Annotated in this window: 14 protein-coding genes and 1 tRNA gene; 11 read left to right on the top strand and 4 right to left on the bottom strand. The window is 45.3% G+C overall.

The window, feature by feature from the left end; translation table 11 throughout:
* The first annotated feature begins 13 nt into the window (after positions 1 to 13).
* On the top strand, positions 14 to 7549 hold the full coding sequence (gene sov, locus ACUNWA_RS06350; protein ID WP_445591052.1) for a T9SS outer membrane translocon Sov/SprA: 7536 nt from the start codon (positions 14 to 16) through the stop codon (positions 7547 to 7549).
* 447 nt (positions 7550 to 7996) lie between these two features.
* On the opposite strand, the gene ACUNWA_RS06355 is transcribed toward sov, so the two are convergent.
* On the bottom strand, positions 7997 to 8641 hold the full coding sequence (locus tag ACUNWA_RS06355) for a fasciclin domain-containing protein (RefSeq protein WP_445591053.1): 645 nt from the start codon (positions 8639 to 8641) through the stop codon (positions 7997 to 7999).
* A 343-nt stretch (positions 8642 to 8984) separates the two neighbouring features.
* Positions 8985 to 9057 (bottom strand) — tRNA-Met (locus ACUNWA_RS06360).
* A 219-nt stretch (positions 9058 to 9276) separates the two neighbouring features.
* On the opposite strand from ACUNWA_RS06360, the gene ACUNWA_RS06365 reads away from it, so the two are divergent.
* The 5 genes from ACUNWA_RS06365 to ACUNWA_RS06385 all read left to right on the top strand — a co-directional run bounded on the left by ACUNWA_RS06365 (position 9277) and on the right by ACUNWA_RS06385 (position 14057).
* Positions 9277 to 10140 carry a M23 family metallopeptidase gene (locus ACUNWA_RS06365; RefSeq protein ID WP_445591054.1) on the top strand — a complete coding sequence of 288 codons (864 nt, stop codon included), beginning with the start codon at positions 9277 to 9279 and terminating at the stop codon, positions 10138 to 10140.
* Between the two features lie 8 nt (positions 10141 to 10148).
* Positions 10149 to 11315 (top strand): 1-deoxy-D-xylulose-5-phosphate reductoisomerase, encoded by a 1167-nt coding sequence (locus ACUNWA_RS06370; protein ID WP_445591055.1) that lies wholly within the window; start codon positions 10149 to 10151, stop codon positions 11313 to 11315.
* A 13-nt stretch (positions 11316 to 11328) separates the two neighbouring features.
* Positions 11329 to 12663, top strand: a complete 1335-nt coding sequence (gene rseP / locus ACUNWA_RS06375; RefSeq protein WP_445591056.1) for an RIP metalloprotease RseP — start codon at positions 11329 to 11331, stop codon at positions 12661 to 12663.
* A gap of 51 nt (positions 12664 to 12714) precedes the next feature.
* Complete coding sequence (gene tatA, locus ACUNWA_RS06380) at positions 12715 to 12921, top strand: twin-arginine translocase TatA/TatE family subunit (protein ID WP_299578334.1); 207 nt, start codon at positions 12715 to 12717, stop codon at positions 12919 to 12921.
* Positions 12922 to 13019: 98 nt separating this feature from the next.
* Positions 13020 to 14057: a DUF4837 family protein gene (locus ACUNWA_RS06385; RefSeq protein ID WP_445591057.1), complete on the top strand. Its 1038-nt coding sequence runs from the start codon at positions 13020 to 13022 to the stop codon at positions 14055 to 14057.
* 80 nt (positions 14058 to 14137) lie between these two features.
* On the opposite strand, the gene ACUNWA_RS06390 is transcribed toward ACUNWA_RS06385, so the two are convergent.
* Positions 14138 to 14710 carry a DUF3332 domain-containing protein gene (locus ACUNWA_RS06390; RefSeq protein ID WP_445591058.1) on the bottom strand — a complete coding sequence of 191 codons (573 nt, stop codon included), beginning with the start codon at positions 14708 to 14710 and terminating at the stop codon, positions 14138 to 14140.
* 258 nt (positions 14711 to 14968) lie between these two features.
* On the opposite strand from ACUNWA_RS06390, the gene ACUNWA_RS06395 reads away from it, so the two are divergent.
* A complete protein-coding gene (locus tag ACUNWA_RS06395; protein ID WP_445591059.1) occupies positions 14969 to 15997 on the top strand; it encodes an agmatine deiminase family protein in 1029 nt (342 codons plus the stop codon).
* Positions 15998 to 16014: 17 nt separating this feature from the next.
* Positions 16015 to 16908, top strand: a complete 894-nt coding sequence (locus ACUNWA_RS06400; RefSeq protein ID WP_445591060.1) for a carbon-nitrogen hydrolase — start codon at positions 16015 to 16017, stop codon at positions 16906 to 16908.
* Between the two features lie 137 nt (positions 16909 to 17045).
* On the opposite strand, the gene ACUNWA_RS06405 is transcribed toward ACUNWA_RS06400, so the two are convergent.
* On the bottom strand, positions 17046 to 19388 hold the full coding sequence (locus ACUNWA_RS06405; RefSeq protein ID WP_445591061.1) for a transglycosylase domain-containing protein: 2343 nt from the start codon (positions 19386 to 19388) through the stop codon (positions 17046 to 17048).
* 248 nt (positions 19389 to 19636) lie between these two features.
* Here ACUNWA_RS06405 and topA point away from each other — a divergent pair, with 248 nt between their 5' ends.
* The 3 genes from topA (at position 19637) to ACUNWA_RS06420 (ending at position 24401) form a co-directional block, all read left to right on the top strand.
* Positions 19637 to 22021 (top strand): type I DNA topoisomerase, encoded by a 2385-nt coding sequence (topA, locus tag ACUNWA_RS06410; RefSeq protein ID WP_445591062.1) that lies wholly within the window; start codon positions 19637 to 19639, stop codon positions 22019 to 22021.
* A gap of 162 nt (positions 22022 to 22183) precedes the next feature.
* Complete coding sequence (locus ACUNWA_RS06415; RefSeq protein WP_445591063.1) at positions 22184 to 23350, top strand: formimidoylglutamase; 1167 nt, start codon at positions 22184 to 22186, stop codon at positions 23348 to 23350.
* A gap of 106 nt (positions 23351 to 23456) precedes the next feature.
* Positions 23457 to 24401 (top strand): PorP/SprF family type IX secretion system membrane protein, encoded by a 945-nt coding sequence (locus ACUNWA_RS06420; RefSeq protein WP_445591064.1) that lies wholly within the window; start codon positions 23457 to 23459, stop codon positions 24399 to 24401.
* The last annotated feature ends 28 nt before the right edge of the window (positions 24402 to 24429 follow it).

The following is a 24429-nucleotide window of genomic DNA, read 5'->3' on the forward strand; positions in this document are numbered from 1 at the left end:
AAAAAGACTGGCATTGAAAAAGAGCTTAACAAATATTCTTGTAACAGTTGTTTTTCCGGGAATACTAAGCATGGGCTGGATCTTGTCTCCACCCCCTACGAACGGAAAAACACAGCCCAGCGATGTCATCACAACGGATTCGGTCGAAATAGACACCACCGGCATATTACCTTACCCCTTCGAAGATGAACCAGCGTTCAATTTCCCTGAGGAAAAAGACAGCTCAGGACTTTTTTTAGGTCGCCCTTCCAACATAAGCACCGAAGTCGAGTATAATCCGGAAACCGGTGAATATATTTTTTATGAAAAGATTGGGGCCCTAAATTACCGGCTTCCCAAAACGATGTCGCTTCAGGAATTTGTCGATTACGACTTTAAAAACTCCGTCCGTAATTACTGGCGGGTCCGGGGCAATCAACTCGACATGGAAAGTCAAGGATCCCTTATCCCTAGTCTGACCGTCGGTGGAGAGGCCTTCAACCGGATTTTTGGAGGCAACAGCATCGACATCCGTCCGCAAGGCTATGTTGAAGTAAGTTTTGGCTACCAAATGAACGCCACCGAGAACCCGGCCATTCCCGAGCGTTTGCGTAAAACACCGACCTTCGATTTCGACCAAAAGATCCAGATGAATGTCATGGGTAACATTGGCGAAAAAATGAAGATGCGGGTCAATTACAATACCGAGGCTACCTTCGATTACGAAAACAAGATGAACATCGACTACACCGGCAGTGAAGATGAAATTCTGAAGAAAGTAGAAGCCGGTAATGTATCGCTGCCACTCAACGGATCGCTGATCAGCGGTGGAACCAACCTGTTTGGGGTAAAAACCGAAATGCAGTTCGGCAAATTGAACCTGACCACCATTTTCTCGCAAAACAAAGGTGAAACACAGGTAATTGAGACAGAGGGAGGAGCCCAAAAATCAAACTTCGAAATTGAAGTACTGGATTATGATGCCAACCGCCACTTCTTTCTGGGACAATATTTTCGCGACAGCTACAACGAAGCGCTGGCCAAGCTTCCAATCGTCCGGTCGGCCATCACCATCAATAAAATTGAAGTTTGGGTAACCAACAAGTCCAATCAAACCGATGAATCCCGAAATATACTGTCATTTATGGACTTGGGCGAGCACCAAAACAACATTTACAACACGGTGCCCAGCTTTCAGGAAACAGGCACCAAGCCCTATCCTGAAAACATCTACCCCTACAACGACGCCAACAACTTATACTCCGAAATTATTAGCAGTTACAGCGATATTCGAGAGGTAAACCTGATCAACAAAACCTTGCAAAGCCTGGCTGCTTTTGAATTTAAAGGTGGTCAGGATTTTGAAAAAGTAGAGCAAGCCCGGAAGCTCAGCCCCTCGGAATATACCGTGCATCAAAACCTGGGTTACATTTCGTTAAATTCGTCATTAAACACCGACGAAGTGTTGATGGTGGCCTACAACTACACAGCTAACGGACAAACCTTCCAGGTGGGAGAATTTTCAACCGATGGCATTGAAGCCCCGCAAACACTGGTCATGAAATTACTGAAAGGCACCAACCTTTCACCCCAGTATCCAACATGGAAACTGATGATGAAAAACATCTACAGCCTGAACGCGTACCAGCTTTCCAAAGAAAACTTCATCCTGGATGTGCTATATCAAAACGATTCTGGAACCGACATCAACTACCTGCCCGACACTAATCTGGAGGGACACATTCTACTAAATGTCCTGAATGTTGACAACCTCAACTCGCAGCTCGACCCAGGGCGAGACGGCGTGTTTGATTACATTGAAGGCATCACGGTGCTGTCTTCCAGCGGACGGATTATATTCCCGGTACTGGAGCCTTTTGGCAGCCATCTGGCCGACTCAATCTCAGACCCTGCATTGGCTGAGAAATATGCATACCAATCGCTCTACGACTCGACAAAGACCTATGCAGAACAAGATACCAAGCACAATAAATTCATTCTGAAAGGAAGCTACGAAGGTTCTTCCAGCTCTGAAATTACACTGGGAACCATGAACGTAGCACAAGGTTCGGTTAAAGTAACTGCCGGTGGACGCGAGCTGCAGGAATACATCGACTACACCGTTGACTACACGCTGGGGCGTGTAAAAATCATCAATGCAGGCTTACTGGAATCGGGCACCCCCATCCGCATTAGCACCGAAAGTGAAGACCTATTCAGCGTACAACGAAAAACACTGGTTGGAACCCACGCCAACTATGCCTTCTCCGATAACTTTAATTTGGGAGCAACGGTGCTACACATGAACGAACGTCCGCTAACCCAGAAAGTAACCTATGGAGAAGATCCCATTTCCAACACCATCTGGGGCCTGGACGCCAACTATAGCACCGAATCCAATTTGCTGACCACCCTGGTCGATAAACTGCCTTTCATCGAAACCAAGGAGCCTTCCTCCATCTCGATGGAAGCTGAGTTCGCTCAATTGGTTCCTGGCCATTCCAAAGTCATCGACAAGGAAGGAACCGTTTATATTGATGATTTTGAGGCCACCAAAACATCGATCAATCTCAAAGCCCGGCAGGCCTGGGTGTTAGCCAGCACTCCGCAAAAGCAGGATGACCTTTTTCCCGAAGGCAACCTGAACGATGATCTGGCTTACGGATACAACCGTGCCAAACTGGCCTGGTACATCATTGATCCGCTGTTTTTGCGCAACACCTCACAAACCCCTTCGCATATCAAAGGCGACCGCAGCCAGCAACGGAATCACTTTGTGCGTGAGGTTTTTCAAAAAGAAATTTTCCCGGACAAAGAAACCCCTACCGGAACACCAACCAACATTCCGGTGCTCGACTTGGCTTACTATCCGAAAGAAAAAGGGCCCTACAACTTCGACACGTCCCCATCACCTTACTCAGCGGGTGTCGGCTCCGAAGGGAAGCTAAATAGCCCCGAGTCGCGCTGGGCAGGGATTATGCGAAAAATTGAAACAACAGACTTCGAAGCAGCTAATATCGAATACATCGAATTCTGGATGATGGATCCCTTTGTTTACGACAAGCAAAACGGCCTACCCAATACAGGCGGTGACCTCTATTTCAACCTGGGAGATATCTCCGAAGATCTATTAAAAGATTCGCGCAAGGCATTCGAGAACGGACTACCCGAAACCGCCGACCTGACAGATATCGACACCACCGTTTGGGGACGGGTTTCGACCAAACAATCAATTGTGAATGCCTTTGCCAACGACCCCGTCTCAAGGCAGTTTCAGGATGTGGGTTTTGATGGGTTAACCGATGAAGACGAACGAACATTCTTCGGAAGTTATTTACAGGCTCTTCAGGGAATTCTGAATCAAACAGCTTTAAACGATGCGCTGAATGACCCGGCCAGCGATAATTACCATTACTATCGTGGATCGGATTATGACGCAGAAGAAGCCAGCATTCTGACCCGCTATAAAAACTACAATGGCCCAGATGGCAATTCGCCCACCTCGGAAATGTCGCCCGAGTCGTATCCGACTACGGCGTCCACCATGCCCGACATTGAAGACATCAACAACGACAACACCCTGAATGAATACGAGCGTTATTACCAATACCGCATCAGTATTCGCCCCGAAGACATGGAGCTGGGACAAAACTTCATTACCGACGTTCGGGTAGGGCAAAGCGAAGCTCCAACCGGAGGGACTCAGGAAGTCAACTGGTACCAGTTTAAAGTCCCCATCAGCAGCTATGAGGATAAGATTGACATTGAAGGGCTGCGCTCTATCCGGTTTATGCGAATGTTCCTGAAAGGGTTCCAGGACACCACCATCCTGCGTTTTGCAACCATGGATCTGGTTCGTTCCGACTGGAGACGTTTTACCGATGAGATTGACGAAACAAACGTGGCGCCAAGTCCTCAAACCGAATTTGAAATCTCAGCGGTCAATATCGAAGAAAATAGCCGAAAAGAGCCGGTAAACTATATTCTGCCACCTGGAATTGACCGGGTGATCGATCCGGCCAACCCACAACTACTCCAGCTCAATGAACAATCATTGGTACTAAAAGTGATCGACCTGCAGCAGGGCGATGCGCGAGCAGCATACAAAACGCTGGGCATGGATTTTAGACGTTACCGACGCCTCAAACTCGAACTACATGCTGAAGAAATTGACGGCTACCCACTAAACGATGACGAGCTGCATTACTTCATCCGCCTGGGAACCGACGAGAACAACTACTACGAATATGAAGTGCCCTTACAACTGACCGAGCCCGGCTTTTACAATGGTGATATTGAAAGTCAGCGCTACCTGGTTTGGCCCGACGAAAACCGGATTGACATTCCTCTTGACCTGTTTCCCGATGCCAAGATGGCCCGAAATGAGCAGGTTCGCCAGTCCGGAGCAACCATCAACATAACCGACATTTACGAGCTTCCACACCAGGGATGGAATAACAACAAGAATCTGGTGAAAGTAAAGGGAACTCCCAACCTGGCCGAGGTGGATCTTATCTTGATGGGAGTACGCCATAAACAACAAGGCAACCTCAATCCCGGCCCAAAATCGGTAGAGGTATGGGCCAATGAACTCCGGCTAACAGACTTTGACGAAGAAGGTGGGTGGGCTGCTAATGCACGAGTGTCAGCCCGCTTGGCCGACCTCGGCTCGGTAGTCGTTGCCGGACGCACCCGCTCTTCAGGCTTTGGAAGCATCGATCAAACCATGAACGAACGAGCTCTGGACGACTTGGTGGAATACGATATCTCATCCAACTTTGAGCTGGGGAAATTTTTCCCCGAGAAAGCCAAAGTACGTATTCCACTTTATGTAGGAGTTTCCAAAAGCATCAGTAATCCCAAATACAACCCGCTGGATCCCGATATTAAGATGGATGATGCCATCGACCAGCTGGACTCCAAGTCGGAACGCGACTCGCTAAAACAGGTTGCCCAAGACTATGTGAGCCGCAAGAGCATCAACTTCACCAATGTGAAGGTCGACAAAATGAATAAATCGGGAAAACCGCGCCTGTACGACCCAACAAACTTTTCCGTTACTTATGCCTACAACGAACTAAAGAAGCGTAATGTCAATACGGAATACAGCCTCGAAAAAAACTACCGGGGAATGTTTAGCTACAATTTCAACAACCGCCCAAAGCTGGTTGAACCTTTCAAAAAGGTTAATTTCCTGAAAGGGAAAGCCCTGCAGCTGGTTCGTGATTTTAACTTTTACCCCATGCCGACTCAGCTATCCTACCGAACAGATCTTTACCGGCATTACAAGGAAGTGAAAGCGCGAAATATGACTAACCCGAATATGATTATTCCCCGTACTTTTGACAAAGAATTTCTTTGGAACAGGTACTTCGACCTCAATTTCAACCTGAGCCGATCACTGAAACTGGATTTTTCCTCGCAGGGAACTGCTCGCATTGATGAACCCGAAGGACGTATAAACCGGTCGGATGATGACTATGAGTTAAAACGCGATTCCATCATTACCAACCTGCTCAACCTGGGACGCCCTATCTTATATCATCATACATTTAACGCCTCTTACGTGGCTCCGCTAAATAAAATACCACTCCTGAACTGGGTAAGTGCAACAGGACGCTACCAAGCCCAATACGATTGGTATGCCGGACCGATCACAGACGAATCGACCCGACTGGGAAATACCGCTGAGAATGCTCGGGTGGCCCAACTCAACGGACAAGTCAACATGCTCAACCTATACAATAAAGTGTCGTTTCTGAAAGAAGTAAACCAGAAATACGGTTCCAGCACACGTTCTGCGCGAAGCTCGCGCAGCCGGGCCCAGGCCGCCACCCGCTCCAGAACAAGGCAGGCAGAACCCAAGTACAAGACCGTTACCTACGAAAGTTCACCCACCAACCTAAAAGCCAACACGGCTAAAGTGATCAACCATAAGTTGAAAACGGAAAATGTGGAAGTCGCCCTAATCAATTCGACTGGCAGCAAGGTCGAGGGAGAAGTCGTTGTGGTGAATGAAAACCGGGTAACAGTTATGGTACCCAACAATACCAATCAGGTACAGGTACGGGTAACCGGAAAACGTGAGGTTGGCGATGGCGTGATGCTGAAAATAGCACAATACACCGCCCGAACCCTCATGAGTGTCAAGAACGTGTCCATCTCCTATTCCAGCTCCGATGGAACCATCATGCCGGGATTCCTGCCCGAGCCCACCTTTTTTGGTGCTGGAAATTACAATCCTGATCCAGCTACCTTTGGAAATATTGGCAGCAGCAACGCTCCCGGGCTCCCCTTCCTATTTGGCTGGCAAGATGATGATTTCCCCCGCAAAGCCATCAGCAAAGGATGGTATACCAACGATACCACCCTAAATGCGCCCTACCGGATGAACCACAACGAAACGTTCAGCATTCGCGCCAATGTAGAGCCGATTCCCTTTCTTCGCATTGACCTGACAGCAAATCGTTCCTATTCAGAAAATATGCAGGAATATTATTCCTATGACAACGAGTCGGGTCGGTTCAGCGCCAACAACAAGACATTACAAGGTAACTTCTCCATGTCTATCAACACCTGGAGCACAGCTTTCAGTAAGATTGGCGAGGCTGATATCCAAGAGTCAGTGCCATTTCAAAACATGATGGATTACCGCCGAACGATTGCCTGGCGTCTGGCTGACCAGCGTATCACCAATCCGGCCGAAGGCTATAGCCCCGAAGCGCCCCACCAAGTTGCTGAAGGTTATCCTTCCGGCTACGGCCCAACTTCTCAACAAGTACTGGTGCCTGCCTTTATTGCCGCCTACACCGGACAAAACCCCAATAAAGTGTCGCTCGATCCTTTCCCATCCATCAAATACATGCGCCCCAACTGGCGAGTAACCTACGATGGGCTAGTGACCAAAATAGAAGGGCTAAACAAGGTCATCAAGACGCTGAATATCAACCACTCCTATCGCTCCAGCTACAATGTGGGCTCATTCATCACCAACCTGAGTTATAACGATCAAATTTACAACGATGGGTTTAGCTATGTCATGAATGAATTGAGCGGTAACTTTACCGGACGTTACGACATTAACGCAGTAAGCATCAACGAGCAGTTCAGCCCACTGATTAACATGGATGTGACCTGGCTAAACGACATGACCACCCGTGCTGAAGTGAGCCGCAGCCGGAACTTAGCCCTCAACTTTGCCAACAACCAGCTCACCGAAGTGCTAACCAACGAGTACACCTTTGGACTAGGCTACCGTTTCGAACGCATGGACTTAATCATCAAAACCAAACGATCGCAGAAAGCCTACTCCAACGACCTCAACATCCGGGCCGATGTGTCATTCCGAAAAAACAAAACCCTGATTCGCAAGCTCGTAGAGGCAACCGATCAGCTGACAGCCGGACAAAATGCGATCACCATCAAAACCACCGCCGACTACATGCTCAGCGATCGTTTCCAACTGCGCGTTTATTTCGACAAGGTCATCAATAAACCTTTTACTTCGCTCTCATTCCCCACATCAAACACCAACTTTGGCATGAGCTTCCGCTTCACCCTGGCGCAATAGCACCATGTAGGAATAGCATTAATTATTACTTTAGACGCGCTAGCTCGATCGTACCGGGCAGCATCCACCCTCGTGTGCCTCGCTCAACAACTGGATCAACCAATTACTTTAAAAAAAGCATAAAAAAAGGAAAACCAATTTCTTGATTCTCCTTTCAGTGTATCTGGAAGCCTTCAATTATCTCGTTCTCTAGAACACTCCTATTCGTCAGTAGGTCTGCACAACGATCCTACAAACCCATGATACCAACAAATAGCTTCCGGTTTTTGAGTCCATCAGATTTTGAAGAGTAGTCGCCTGATTATTCATCCACCACAAAACCAATCAATTTATTAGAACATTTCCTAACACAGAAAAAGGATTTAGCAAAAAATAACCATACGCTTAAAACTTTCGTGCACACCGATGGTTTAGCAGTATCCAATTTCATTTCTTCAAATTATAGTCCTAAGGTACGATAGGTAAAATTACAGCGTCGATAACGTGGATAATTCCATTGGATGCTGAAACATTAATGAATAGAGCGCCATCCATCTCAACAAAATTAGCCGTATTGCCAACTGCCGTAATCATTGGTGTGGTGTCCACGGTAAATGTCACTCCCAGCAACGTTTCAATGGTACGAACATTCTTTTTAGGAACAACACTGTTGGAAGCCCGTCGGCCATCCGTAACGTGATAGAGCAACACATCCCGAACCAATTCTGCGGGGAGCTCATCTATTCCACCGACTTCCAGGGCACTGTAAAGAGCCTCAAAAGCCGCATCAGTAGGAGCAAAAACAGTAAACTGATCGGTACCATTTAAGGTGCCAACCAATCCGGTTCCTAACTCACCATCGACATACAAAAGAGCCTTAACCAATTCATTAAACTGACCGTCTGGATCTGTCAGATCTCCAGCGAGATTCAACGCAATTTCAACAATGGTCAGCTCACCCTTTTTAATCGCTTTGCCACTTTTTAAATTCTCATCTCCCATCGAGTTGGGGATAACTCCGTCATCTAACTTGTTACAGCCAACAACGAATAATGTAAAAACAAACACCATAAGTAAGGTCAGATTGTTTAAAAATCGAAAATTTCTTATCATAATTAACTAAATAAAAAATTAAAAGAAATAAAACATACACTGCATTCTTTGCAGGTTGTATCCAGACGCGGAAGTTTTTGAAAGAATAGTTTAAGCCTTTAAGCTTTAAACTTGCCATATACAATGGTCAGAACAACTCATTGTTTAGCTAGGATGAGAAATAAAAGATACAACAAAAATCACAGAAAAAAAAGACCATTGCGATGCATCAAACTGGCATACTATACGGTAACAATAGACTCAGCGATCCCTTCAAAGAACAACAAAGAAATGGATCTAATTGGGATGAGTCCAAAAAAGCAATAAAAAAAGGAGAACCAATTTCTTGATTCTCCTTTCGGTGTAGCGGGAGCCAGACTCGAACTGACGACCTTTGGGTTATGAGCCCAACGAGCTACCAACTGCTCCATCCCGCAATATATCTTGAATGCTTTTTGTCTGTTTTGAACGCTCATTCGAGATGTTTATTTCTCAAATGCGGTTGCAAATATAGAGCATGTTTTTGGAATAACAAAACAATTCATTGATTTTATTTTTTTTATTCTCTGCGGATCCGTTAAAAAGTATTAATTTCAATGCGCCACAATAGGCATTCATCGAATTGTTGCTAATTTTGTTGCTTGCAAAATCTTACAATGGTTAAAAAGGATAAGAAGAAGAAATTAATCGAGAAGCTCAAGAACCGTTACCGGCTGATCATCTACAACGATTCGACCTACCAAACGGTATGGAGCATGCAGCTAACTCGAATCAAAGTATTTGCACTGGCTAGTTTTGGTAGCTTCCTGCTAATCCTACTTACGGTTGTTATTATCGCCTACACACCCATTCGAGAGTTTATTCCGGGCTACCCGTCGGCCGAAGTCCGGCAGATGATTGTACATAACGCCATGCTGGTCGATTCACTGGAAGATCAACTTCACATGCGGGATAACTATTTTCAAAAAATTCGTTTGCTGATTGAAGGTGAAGTTCCGCACGACCCAGATTTCATAGCCGACACAGTCATCCCATCCAACCAGCTCCAGATTAATCATTACAACCACGACTCCATTTTCAAACAAAAAATACTGGAAGAACAGCTGAACCTTTCCATTCAAAAGGATAATCCACAATCAAAAAACATTGCTAATCTTCACTTTTTCACTCCGCTAAATGGTGTTATTACCAATCGATTTGACAAACAAACCGATCATGTTGCGATAGATATCGTTGGAATGCCCAACTCCCGGATTTCCTCCGTAATGGACGGAACCGTGATTTTTGCCGGTTGGACGGTGGACACCGGTTACATCATCTACCTTCAACACGAAAATGATTTGGTTTCCGTTTACAAGCACAATGCGGAGTTACTCAAAAAAGTGAACGACAAGGTCAAGGCTGGAGAGGCTATCGCCATCATGGGCAATACCGGAGAGCTGACAACTGGCCCTCATCTTCATTTTGAATTATGGCATCAGGGAATTGCGCTTGACCCGGAGAAATACATCGACTTTTAAACATTGCTATGAAAAAACGTATTGCTATTCTTGGATCTACCGGATCTATCGGAACGCAAACACTGGAAGTGATTGCACAAAACCCGGATCATTTCGAGGTAGAAGTGTTGACAGCCAATAATAACATTGAGCTACTGGTTCAACAAGCCAAGCAGTTTCAACCCAATATGGTGGTCGTTGCCAATCAATGTCGCTACAACACGTTGGTAGAAGCATTAAAAAATGAGCCTATCAAAATTTTTGCAGGCAAGGAAGCGTTGGAGCAGGTTGTCCAACTCGAAACAGTTGATGTAGTGGTAACAGCCATGGTAGGCTATTCCGGCTTAATTCCGACTATTCGGGCCGTCGAAGCCGGGAAGCATATTGCGCTGGCCAACAAGGAAACGCTGGTAGTTGCCGGTGAAATTATCACCCGCAAAGCCGTCGAAAACAAAGTCAACATTTACCCCGTTGACTCTGAACATTCCGCCATCTTCCAATGTTTGGCTGGCGAACATATGAATGAGATTGAAAAAATTTACCTAACCGCTTCCGGAGGGCCCTTCAGAAACCTAACCGAGGCACAACTGGAAAAAGTAACGCGTGAAGATGCGCTGAAGCACCCCAACTGGGACATGGGCGCAAAAATCACGATCGACTCGGCCAGCATGATGAACAAAGGGTTTGAAGTGATTGAAGCCAAGTGGCTGTTCGACCTGAAAGCCTCACAGATTGATGTTATTGTACATCCACAAAGCATTATTCACTCCATCGTTCAGTTTCGCGATGGATCGATGAAAGCCCAGATGGGACTTCCCGATATGAAATTACCAATACAGTATGCGCTGAATTTCCCCCAGCGCTTACCCTCTAACTTTGCGCGGTTCAACTTTCTGGACTACCCAAAACTGACCTTTGAACAGCCGAATACAAAAAAATTTCGTAACCTTGCACTCGCTTTTGAGGCATTGGAAAAGGGTGGCAACCTCCCCTGCATCCTGAATGCCGCCAATGAAGTGGTCGTTCAGGCATTTCTGAAAGAACAAATTCGATTTGTCGACATGCCCGACCTCATTGAAGAGAGCATGCAAAAAGTAACAAACCTAAAAAACCCGGTTTTGGACGATTATATTCAAACCGATAAAGAAACCCGATTGTTAACAACATCATTGATCAAACAACGAAGTAAAAATTAGACGATAAAATAGCATGGAACAAGTACTCATAAAAGCAGCTCAATTAATTCTCAGCTTATCCATTTTAGTCGTGCTCCACGAATTTGGACACTTTGCCTTTGCCCGGCTTTTTAAAACCCGGGTCGAGAAGTTTTACCTGTTTTTTGACCCTTGGTTCGCACTATTCAAAACCAAACGAGGCGAGACTGAATACGGAGTTGGCTGGCTACCCTTGGGTGGCTATGTAAAGATCTCTGGGATGATTGATGAATCGATGGATAAAGAAGCTATGGAGCTGCCTCCGCAGCCCCACGAGTTCCGATCAAAAAAAGCCTACCAACGCCTATTGATTATGCTGGGTGGGGTAATGATGAACTTCATTTTTGCCTTTGTCATTTACACCGGAGTATTGTACTTCTGGGGAACCCAATATCTGCCAACCGAAAACGCCAGTATCGGAATCATGGTTTCTGAAACCGGCGAACAGATTGGCCTGCAAAACGGTGATAAAATTTTATCGGTGGACGAAGAATTTATCGGTGATTTCAATAAAATTATTCCCACCGTCATCCTCGACAACGCACATGCCATCCAGGTATTGCGTGATGGCAAGGAAGTTAATGTAGAAATTTCGGATGAAGATTTGGCATTGCTCATTAAAAGCCGTAGCGTTATCAATCCACGTGGCTATTTTCATGTCGAAGTAGCCAAGGTAGAAAAAGACTACCCGGCCGAAGCTGCCGGACTAAAAGCAGGCGATGTATTTGAAGGTGTCGATGGTAAAACATTTCAGTTTTACGACCAATTTTTAAGCTACATCAAAGCACATAAAAACGAAGCCATCGAATTAAATGTACTTCGCAACGGCCAGGCCTTAAGTCTGCCAGTAAGCGTTCCCGAAGATGGAATCACCGGGTTTCAGGCTCGCCCACAACAAGCAGCTTATGACTACCTAGACTACGAAACCATTGAATATGGCTTTCTGGAATCGATCCCAGCTGGTTTTAACCGCGGAATATCAACCATTCAGGATTACCTGAAACAATTCAAGCTGATCTTCTCGCCTAAAACCAAGGCCTACGAGTCGCTGGGTGGGTTTATTGCTATCGGCAACATTTTCCCAGGTGCCTGGGATTGGTATTCGTTTTGGAGCATGACTGCCTTTTTATCGATCATTCTGGCAGTAATGAACCTGCTTCCGATTCCCGCGCTGGATGGAGGACACGTCACCTTCCTGCTTTATGAAATGATTTCGGGGCGTAAACCAGGAGAGAAATTTTTAGAGTACGCACAGATTGGCGGAATGGTTCTTCTGCTTACTTTGGTACTTTATGCGAATGCAAACGATATTATCAAGCTCTTTACTTAAGAAGCGATTGTTTTTTTTTCTATTTTTGTAGAAACCATTAAACTTTGGACTATGTACTTATCGATTATTTGCGGCATGTTTGGCCCACAAGAGATTATCATCATATTAGTCATTGTACTACTCTTGTTCGGAGGGCGTAAAATTCCTGAGCTGATGAAAGGATTGGGGAAAGGAATGAAGGAATTCAAGAAAGCCACCAACGAAGATGATGATGATCAACCAAGTGAAAAAAAAGATACTGAAAAAATTAATAAATAATCAGTTTAGCTTGAACTAGAATCCCGTCCATAAAGGCGGGATTTTTTGTGGTAAGATTTTTGTTACCTTAAACAGCACAAACCAGATTTCCTTTAATTATGAAACGAATATTGACTTCCATCTTCATGTTAGTTACACTGGTTGTCGCCCTCAGCTCATGCCAGGACAGCAACACCAACATGCGTAAAAAAATTACCGGGAAAGCCGGCGAATTGGTAGTTGTAGTTCCCGATGCCACTTGGGAAGGTGCTACCGGAAAACGGTTCCGCGAAGTAATGGCTCAGCCGCAACTTGGACTGCCTCAAGACGAACCCATTTTCGACCTGATCAATGTTCCGCCATCCGCTTTCAAAGAAATCTTCCGCACAAGCCGTAACATTATCCGGCTCAAAATTTCGAACTCAGTTGACAGCTCGAAAGTTGAATTCAAAAGAGATATCTGGGCCTGGCCCCAGGCGGTAGTCGATATCCGAGTCCAATCAACAGAAGAATTCAACACCTTGTTTGATCAATACTCCGACCGGATTGTTGCCTTCATGATGCGGGCAGAGCGCGACCGTCTGCAAATGAATTACAAAAATTACCACGATGTAGGAACGAAAAACACGATCCGAGACAAGTTCAAGATCGGACTCAATGTACCTCCGGGCTTCAGGGTCAGCAAACAGTCAGATGACTTTGCCTGGATTCGTTACGAAACACCGGACATCAGCCAGGGAATCATTATTCATACGTTTCCCTATACCTCCGACAGCACCTTTACGGCGAGCTACCTTTTAAACAAACGGGATTCGCTGTTGAAAACTCAGGTGCCTGGTCCCTCTGAGAGCAGCTACATGACTACGGAACGTCAGGTTCCTCCCGTTTTCAATGTGTTTGAACTAAGAAAAAACTATGCCGCTGAGATGCGCGGACTCTGGCGGGTAGAGGGCGATTACATGGGTGGCCCCTACATCAACCTTTCGGTATTGGATGCTGCTAACAACCGCATCGTCATGTTGGATGGCTACGTTTATGCCCCTCGCTTCGACAAGCGCAACTTGCTGCGGCAGGTTGAAGCCATGATGCTATCGCTGGAATTACCCGATCAGAAGAAGAATGAAAAAATAAGCAGCCAGATCAAAATGGGGAATTAGATTCTCCACAGAACAACATAGAAAAGGGGATTGTAGCTGACTACAATCCCCCTTTTCAATTTATTGCACGAAGCTTCTGATTACTGAAGCGCTACCTGACGGGAAAAGGCCAAACCGTCTTTCAAAGCCAAGCGATCAAAGCCGCTTTGAAGCTGCATTTCGCCTTCCGGAAGAATAAGCTTGTAAGCTGTTTCTTCAGCCGTTTCACCCAATTCAACTTCGACCAATTTTTGGTACTTCTTTCCCTTTTTCAAATACCAGCTCTGATCTTCATCCCGAAAAACCAGTTCGGTTTTGGCTTTATTCTGACCAAGTTCTGCAATTGTCATCTTATACTTCTCAGAAGTCAACTGATAAGTTTTCCCATCAATCTCAACAAGCTTCTCCCGCTTTTCACCCTCTTTCATTGACATCGGATTCTCATCCGTCCAAAATTCGATGGTATTCAGTACAACCGCATCAACAAAAACAGAGATACTGTAAACCGGAACAATGTTTAAAGCCAGAAATACCAACTCATTGACAAATTTATCACCTACCGACTTGTTCCAGTCATAGACTGTACGGGTCAAATTAAAACTGCCGATACAACTACTCAGCATGAATACAGTTGACAACAGCACAACAAAAGAAAGCTTCTTCATTTTTTTCATAACCTGTAATTTTAAATTAATATTTCGAGATTAAAACGGATTTGAGTGTCAGTTTTGCCTTTAGAAACAACCAATAAACAATTTGTTTCACGCCAATCTTTTTATTCTATTTTTACCTCTTTTAAAATAAGGCCTATCTATTTCTTTTCCAAGCCAGTCATCAAGATTGACTTTTCTTATTTTTAAGGTAAAAAATAATCATTGAAATTACTTTCTTTGCCGGAAAAGAATTCGCTCATAGCAGTAAGCATAAATCAAATGAAACAACAAATGTCCTTTTTCCCTGCCGAGTGGCATCAGCAAAGTGGTGTTCAGCTAACCTGGCCGGACGAGCAAACCGACTGGGCCAACATGCTGGATGAAGTGCTCCCCGTTTACGAGCAAATCGCCAAAGAGATCTTAGCACGTGAAAAGCTGCTTCTGGTATGTCGCGACAAAAGCCAATTGCCCCGATTCCTCCAAGAGGAAAGCGAGCGACTGATCATTCGCGAAATGCCTATTAACGACACCTGGGCGCGCGACCATGGCGCCATCACCGTTATTGAAAATGGGAAACCCAGCTTGCTAAATTTCCGTTTTAATGGCTGGGGAATGAAGTTTGCCGCGAATTTCGACAACCAAATCACGCCAAATCTGATCCGCCAACAGAGCTTCTCGGAGGAAGTGTCGACCCAGGATTTATCCTACTTCACGCTGGAGGGAGGTGCCATTGAAAGTAATGGCGAAGGCTGCCTGCTGACCACGAGTGAATGCCTGCTTTCGAACAACCGAAACGAACACTTAAGCCAATCTGCCATCGAATTTCTACTGAGGAAGACCCTGCATGCCGAGAAAATTCTGTGGCTGAATCATGGCTTTCTGGAAGGTGACGACACCGACAGTCATATTGATACCCTGGCCCGCTTCTGCAGTCCCGATACCATTGCCTATGTGCAATGCAAGAAAACCGATGATTCCCATTATGGGGATCTCCAAAAAATGGAAGCGGAACTAAAAGAGCTGACCGATTTGAACGGCAAGCCATTTAAGCTGATTCCCTTGCCATTCCCCGATGCTGTGTTCGACGATAATGGTGACCGGCTGCCAGCCACCTACGCCAACTTCCTGATTTTAAACAAGGCTGTCTTGCTTCCTGTTTATGAAGTACAACAAGACGCTGAAGCCTTGAAAGTCATGAAAGAACTCTTCCCGGAAATGGAAATCATTCCAATCAATAGCCGCCCGTTAATTAAACAACATGGCTCCATTCATTGTATCAGCATGCAATTTCCCGAAGGTGTTTTGTAATTTAAAATGAAAAGACAATGACAACAAATAACTTAACCGTTGGATTAATCCAACAAAGCAATACGGAGAATACGGAGCAGAATCTGCAAAAACTGGAAGCCAATATTGCCTATTGTGCACAGCAAGGCGCAAAGCTTGTGGTGTTGCAAGAACTGCACAACACCCTCTATTTCTGTCAAAACGAGGATGTTGATGTGTTTGATCTGGCCGAACCTATTCCCGGACCGTCGACCACATTTTATGGCAAACTGGCCAAAAAACACAACTTGGTGTTAGTGACTTCCCTTTTCGAAAAACGAGCAAGCGGAATCTACCACAACACCGCCGTCGTGTTTGAAACGGATGGCAACATCGCCGGCAAATACCGAAAGATGCACATCCCGGACGATCCCGGCTTCTACGAAAAGTTTTATTTTACGCCCGGCGACCTGGGGTTTCAGCCCATCCAAACATCGGTGGGCAGACTGGGTGTGCTGGTTTGCTGGGATCAATGGTATCCCGAAGCAGCGCGCCTGATGGCCATGGCCGGGGCCGAACTGTTGATTTATCCAACAGCCATCGGCTGGGATCCGCGCGATGATGAGGCTGAAAAAGAGCGCCAACGCCAGGCCTGGATCACCATCCAACGCTCGCATGCGGTAGCCAATGGTGTACCCGTTATTAGCGTTAACCGTGTCGGACACGAAGCCGATCCATCGTCGGTGTCCGACGGAATACAGTTTTGGGGAACTAGTTTTGTGTGTGGCCCTCAAGGCGAGTTTTTAGGTCAGGCTTCAACAGACAAGGAAAAAAACCTGCTGGTTTCGGTTGACTTGACCCGTTCTGAAGATGTGCGGCGCATCTGGCCCTTCTTTCGCGACCGCCGAATTGGTAGCTACAGTGATATTACCAAGCGCTATCTAAACGATTAACAAACTAAACAACACAACCTGCGCCATCAGCCATAAGCTGAGCGCAGGTTTTCTATATTTTAGGGTATCACTTTTCAAGATTTTTTGCGAGCACTACCCGCCTCAATCGAGGTTTGTGCATTAAAACTCCCGATCGGCTAAAAGAAATCTTCAAACTCTGCTGGCTTTTGCTTAACGTCATTTTCTTCATCACAGTCCAGATTCATGATAAAATTCATCGGCTTTTCAAATTCATGATCCGGTGTGTACTCCAACGACTCATCCGCATAAACTTTACGCATAAACCGCCCCCACACTGGTAAAGCCATGTTGGCCCCCTGACCGGTAGCAATGTCATCAAAGTGAATACTACGCAGGTCAGCCCCAGTCCATACGCCACCCACTAATTGAGGTGTTATCCCCATAAACCAACCATCGGAATGGTTCTGCGTCGTTCCGGTCTTCCCGGCTATCGGTCCCTTAATCTGACCATAAACCGGATGCCAGCGCACCCGTCCTCCGGAGCCACTGTCCACCACTCCCCGCAGCAGATTGACCATCAAATAGGCTGTTTGCTCATCAATTGCATCATGGCGCTCTGGTCGAAAGCGAGCAATCACATTGCCATGTTTATCTTCAATATGCGTGACAAAAATAGGCTGGGTGAAAACGCCCTTATTGGCAAAAGTTCCATAAGCACCAACCATTTCGTACAAGGTAATATCCGACGTTCCGAGAAACATGGATGGAACCGGATCAATGTAGCTGTATACGCCCATCTTCTCCATCACATCCACCACCGATTGTGGGTTGAACTGTTTCATCACCCAGGCCGAAATCTGGTTCACCGAGTTCGCCAGCCCCCACTTGAGGGTAACCATCTCACCTTCACGGGCTCGCCCCGAGTTCTTGGCCTCCCATATTGTTCCATCGGGCATCACAAACTGCTGCCGCACATTGGGGACCTTCGTGCAAGGAGACAAGCCATTTTGCATGGCCAACGTATACAAGAATGGTTTCAGCGTTGAGCCAACCTGCCGCTTTCCTCCTTTAACCATATCATACATGAAGTGCTTATAGTTAGGGCCGCCAACATAAGCGCGCACCTGCCCGGTTGCCAAGTCCATACTCATGAACGAAGAACGGAAATAACTCAGGTCGTGCCTAATCGAATCCAACGGACTCATAATTGTATCCTTATCTCCCTTCCATGTAAAGACCTCCATCTCTACTGGCTTTTCAAAAACATTCCGGATCTGATCAAAATTCTTCCCCTGCAGACGCAACAAACGGTAGCGTTCGCTCTGACGAATGGCTCGATTTAACAGACCGTCCACATCCTCCCTACTCATGTCACTCGAGAAAGGCGGGTTTTTCAATTTTTTCAGATGCTTATTAAAATCAGGCTGCAAATCCAGCCGTAAGTGATCTTCCACGGCCTCTTCAGCATATTTTTGCATCCGCGAATCGATGGTCGTGTATATATTCAGTCCATCTTCATACAAATCATAATTAGTCCCGTCGGGTTTAAAGTTCTTTTTGCACCAGCCAAACAAGGGGTTGGTCGCCCACTCCACCGAATCTTCTTCAAATTTAACTTGCTGCCAGGAAGCGTATTTGCTACGCTCTGGCTTCGAGGCACCCATAGTAATCCGCAGATATTCGCGAAAATAAGGAGCTAATCCACGCTTGAAATCTTCTTTTTGAAAGTCGAGACCGAGCGGCATGACGCTCACCGAATCATAGGTTTGCTGATTGATGTAACCGTATTTCTTCATTTGCTCGAGCACCACATTCCGGCGTTGTTTTGTCAACTCGGGCCGGCGTATCGGGTTGTAAAGCGACGAATTTTTAGCCATGCCCACAAACATGGCGGCTTGGTGCAGTTGTAACGAATCGGGCTCAATATTAAAATAAATGCGGGAGGCCGATTTAACCCCCACCGCCAAATTCAGGAAGTCATATTTGTTTAAATACATGGTTATGATTTCCTCTTTGGTGTAGCTTCGTTCCAGCTTGACAGCAATCACCCACTCCTTAAACTTGCGAAACACCAACTGCAAACTATTCTCAAACTGCTGGCGCGGGAAAAGCATCTTCGCTAACTGCTGGCTAATGGTACTTCCACCTCCTGAACTTTTATCACCCATCAACACCCCTTTCACCACGCGCGCCAGCCCCCGAAGGTCGATTCCGGAGTGACTGTAAAACCGAACATCTTCCGTAGCAATGAGCGCCTCAATCAGCTCTGGCGGTAATTTTTCGTAAGCGACATAACTCCGGTTTTCCCTAAAGTAACGGCCCATTACCACATGATCGCGAGAAATAACATCCGACGCCAACAAACTTTGAGGGTTCTCCAGCTCACTGAATGTAGGCATTTCACCTAATTTACCTTTGGCGATAAAAAAGAAAAAAGCAACGACGGCCATCACTCCAATAAAATAGAGAGACCAAAACAGGTAAGAATACTTTCTGAAATTATTTTTTTTCTTTTCCATGCGATGCAATAAAAAGTTTGCGGCAAATATAACGAAAGGAATAAGAATATTATTTTTCAAAGACGAAAACAAGCGGAAGCTTAAAAGTTCGCCTTCACAACATTAAACAAAAAAAGCAAGTAAATAATATGTCCTCACTTTCAATAGGAATATTCATAGTCAGCAAGCTAACAATGAGGAGCAAAGCACAATAAAATAATCATTATCAAACAAATATGGGATCAAAAATATTGTAGTAAAATTTGAAGATGGCCAAGCATTTTCTTTTATTTGCAGAAATTTTTAGAAAACAGGAGGTTTTTATGCACGAGAATCTGGTTATCGTCGAGTCCCCGGCAAAAGCAAAAACAATCGAGCGATTTTTAGGGAAAGATTATTTTGTAACATCAAGCATGGGGCACATCAGAGACCTCGAGAAAAAGGACTTTGGGATTGATATGGAAAATAATTATCAACCCCGATACATTGTCTCGCCTGATAAAAAGAAAATAGTTACCGAACTCAAGAAATTATCAAAGGAGGCCCAAACGGTTTGGATAGCATCGGATGAGGACCGCGAGGGAGAAGCTATTGCCTGGCACTTGAAAGAAGTGCTGAAGCTGAAGCCTGAAAAAACACGTCGAATTGTTTTTCACGAAATTACCAAGGAAGCCATTTTAAAAGCGATTGCTAATCCACGCCCCATCGATGAAAACCTGGTTAATGCACAACAAGCTCGCCGGGTGCTCGACCGCATTGTGGGATTTGAAGTCTCTCCTGTTCTTTGGAAGAAAGTAAAACCTTCGCTTTCTGCCGGACGCGTACAATCTGTTGCCGTTCGTCTAATTGTGGAACGCGAACGTGAAATTATCAACTTCGAAAGCAAATCCAATTTTCGCATAACAGCCGTTTTCCTTGTACCCGATAAAAATGGGCATGCTGTTGAATTGAAGGCTGATCTGAAAAAACGTTTCGAAACCAGAGAAGAAGCACAAACCTTTCTGGAAAAATGCAAAACCGCAGAATTCAGCATTGCTAATATTGTAACCAAGCCATCGAAACGAACGCCAGCAGCTCCGTTTACAACATCAACCCTGCAACAGGAAGCCAGCCGCAAGCTCGGATTTTCCGTATCCCAAACCATGTCGGTTGCTCAGCGCCTCTACGAAGCAGGTAAGATTACCTACATGCGTACCGATTCGGTCAACCTGTCGTCGCTAGCTGTTAACACAGCCAAAGAAAAAATTGTCAATACACTGGGCGAGAAATACCATAAAGTACGCCAGTACAAAACAAAATCGAAAGGTGCACAGGAAGCTCACGAAGCCATCCGTCCAACTTATATAGACCAGGAAGAGGTTAGCGGGTCGAACCAGGAAAAACGTTTATATGAATTGATCTGGAAGCGCACCATTGCCTCACAAATGGCTGATGCCGAACTAGAGCGCACAACGATTAACATTGCAGTATCAAATAGTCCGGAGTTATTCCAAGCTACCGGCGAAGTCATCAAGTTCGATGGTTTCTTGCGCGTTTACCTCGAATCAACCGACAACGAAGATGAAGGCGACGAGGGAACAAGCTTGCTTCCACCGGTAAAAGAAAATCAAGCCTTGCGTGCTGAAATGATTGAAGCCACCCAACGTTTCACCCAAAAACCACCGCGCTACACAGAAGCCAGCCTGGTTAAGAAACTGGAGGAACAAGGAATCGGACGTCCGTCAACCTATGCACCAACCATTACAACGGTTCAAAACAGAGGTTATGTCGTCAAAGAAGACCGCCCCGGCGTTGAACGTCAATTCATTCATATGAGTCTGGCAAATAATGAATTGAACGAATCGGTTAAAACAGAGATTACCGGCGCCGAACGCTCCAAGCTATTCCCAACCGACATCGGCATGGTGGTGAATGACTTTCTAGTCAAATATTTCGTTCAAATCATGGATCTGCGATTTACAGCCAAGGTTGAAGTTGAATTTGACGAAGTAGCAGACGGCAACCGGATCTGGACTGAAGTGATTGATGAATTCTATCAACCCTTCCATAAAAGTGTGGAAAATGCCTTGGAAGTTTCTGAACGCACCAATGGCGAACGCATTTTGGGTAGTGATCCAAAAACCGGCAAACCCGTCTCAGTAAAGATCGGCCGCTATGGCCCTTTGGCGCAATTAGGTGAGACCACCGAAGAAGGTGAAAAACCGCAATTTGCAAGCCTTCGCAGCGGTCAGCACCTGGAAACCATCACCATGGAAGAGGCCATGGACCTATTTAAGCTTCCGCGTGACCTGGGTGAATATGAAGAGAAAAAAGTAACCGTTGCCATTGGCCGTTTCGGACCTTATGTTCGCCACGACAACAAATTTGTATCGCTTGAGAAAGATGTGGACGATCCCTACACCGTTGAACTTGACCGAGCCATTGAACTCATTGAGGCCAAGCGTGAAAAGGACCGCAAGGCCCTCATAAAAACCTTTGACGAAGAACCCGAACTGCGAATCCTGAATGGCCGCTGGGGCCCCTACATTTCTTTCAAAAAGAAAAACTATAAAATCCCGAAAGATACTGAGGCCGAGAAGCTATCATTGGAAGATTGCATGAAAATTATTGAGGAAGGGCCCAAGCCCAAACCCAAGCGGAAAAAGAAAAAATGATATCATCCAAAGGCAAACGTTAAAATGTTTGCCTTTTTTATTTATTTTCATTGTCTGAAAGCAACAATCAAAGCGGACATGAAATTTCAGCTCCTATGAGCTCAGCACTGAAGGAATACGGACGCTAACTAAGGATGAATCAAACATTACAGAAAACCAAAAATGAGTGAGACGAATATCAAGCTTTATCTGAAACCGGTTGATTTTTCGAAATTCAAAGCTGCCCCTTGGGTGCAATCCAAATTCAGCCTGGGTAAAATTCTTGAGAAGAATCAGGCCAAACTACCATTGGACAAAGCTGATATTGTGTTGATCGGCATCGAAGAAGACCGTAATGCCGTGGAAAGAGGAAGTGCCAAGGCTCCCAATAAAATCCGTCAATACCTCTACCATCTCAACCGCATATCGCCACGCTTCAAAATACTGGACCTGGGCAACATCAAGGTGGGAAAAACAGCAAACGACAGCTACTTTGCCCTGCGCGATGTTTGTAATAGTCTGGTCGCACAAGGGAAAATGGTTGTTGTCCTTGGGGGAAGTCAGGATCTGACTTTTGGAATCACCAAAGCTTTTGAGGAAGATCCTTTTAATCTCGTCAATATCGATCCGAAGTTTGACTTCAAAAAAGGAATTAAAACCATCAACTCAGAATCATACCTCAATTTTATCATTGAGAAACAGCCCAACCTGTATTCCCAAACCATTTTGGGCTACCAAAACTATTTCGTCGATGGTCTTGAACTTGACCACAGCTACGAGCTGGGTTCCGAACTTAAGCGACTAGGGGAGATTCGCTACGACATGTCGCACATCGAACCTTATATGCGAGATGCTGATGTCTTAAGTTTCGACATCAATGCGATCCGACTACTGGAAGCTCCGGCTCAGTATTTTGGTTCGCCCAATGGCCTATATGCTGAAGAGGCATGCCAAATAGGGCATTATGCCGGCATGGCCGATCACCTAAAGGTGGCTGGATTCTTTAACCTCATCCCCCGTCTGGATCGCGATGACCTAAGCAGCAAGCTCATGGCCCAAGTTATTTGGCACTTACTCGAAGGATTTTATTTCAGAAAAATCGAAGCACCGGGCAGCAAAAGAGAAGATTTTAATGAGTTTTTACTCGAAATTGATGATATTGACCTCCCTCTGACATTCTACCAAAGCCATAAAACAGGTCGCTGGTGGATGAAAATTTCAGATGAAGAAGACAGCAGAGAACAAATTATTTCTTGTACGGAAGAAGATTATCGCATGGCCGCGCAAAACGAAATACCAGACCGCTGGTGGAAAAATATTCGTAAATTAAACCGAATGCAAAATAAATAACAACGCAATTCGTTGAAAAACTTGATGGTGAACGCAATAAAATATCGGAAAAGAATTATTATTTTCACTTACTTTGGCTCAGAATAACGGCAGTAACAGCCAGTTTATGAAAAAATTATTTTACTTTTTATTTTTATCAATATTCGTTAACTTAGCCGCATATGGACAGCAAGATCCCCAGTTTAGTTTCAATAACGAAACTCAATTGTCAGTAAACCCGGGATTTGCTGGAAGTAATGATGCAATAACTGGACTAATATTGAACAGATACCAATGGAGCGGGTTTGATGGCGCTCCAAAAACACTGTTATTCAGCGTGGAAACTACTGCTAACATATTTGGCGGAACAAGTGGGGTCGGACTAAATATCATCAGCGATGAACTGGGATATGAAAAAAACGTTTTCGTTAATTTGAACTATGCTTACCATACAACAACCAGTATCGGTGATCTCGGTATTGGAACTTCCTTGGGCATGTTCAACAAAGCCATCAATGGCGACTGGACAATACCGGAAACAGGCTACACCACCTCCCCCGAATCAGACGGACTCATCCCCAAGGGAGAATCCAGTCAAATGGCATTTGACCTCGGGTTTGGTGTGTTTCTAAAGTCAAATGATTATTTTGCGGGTGTTTCTGTAACTCATCTAAATGAGGCTAAGATCAACTTTTCCGATTTGGCTTATACTTTTTTCAACCGACATTATTATCTATCAGGAGGATACAATATTACCTTGTCGAATCCGTTATTTGAGTTGCGGCCAGCCGTATTTGCCAAATCGGACCGCAGCAGCACGCAGGTCGATTTCACACTTGGCTTGGTTTACAAAGAACGTTTTTCGGGTGGATTAAGTTATCGGTTAGATGATGCTGTTGCCATTTTAATTGGAGTAGAAATGCTAAATGGGCTGAACATTGGCCTGGCCTATGATATCACAACCTCTGCCCTGGGGAGATATGGATACGGATCGCAGGAAATTTACCTGCGTTATGCTGTTGATTTTGGGAAGGGTAGATTAAAAAAATATAAAAGTATCCGATTTTTGTAAGCTAATCTTATGAAAGCAATACGCGTAG

The organism is Sunxiuqinia sp. sy24, from assembly GCF_052677165.1.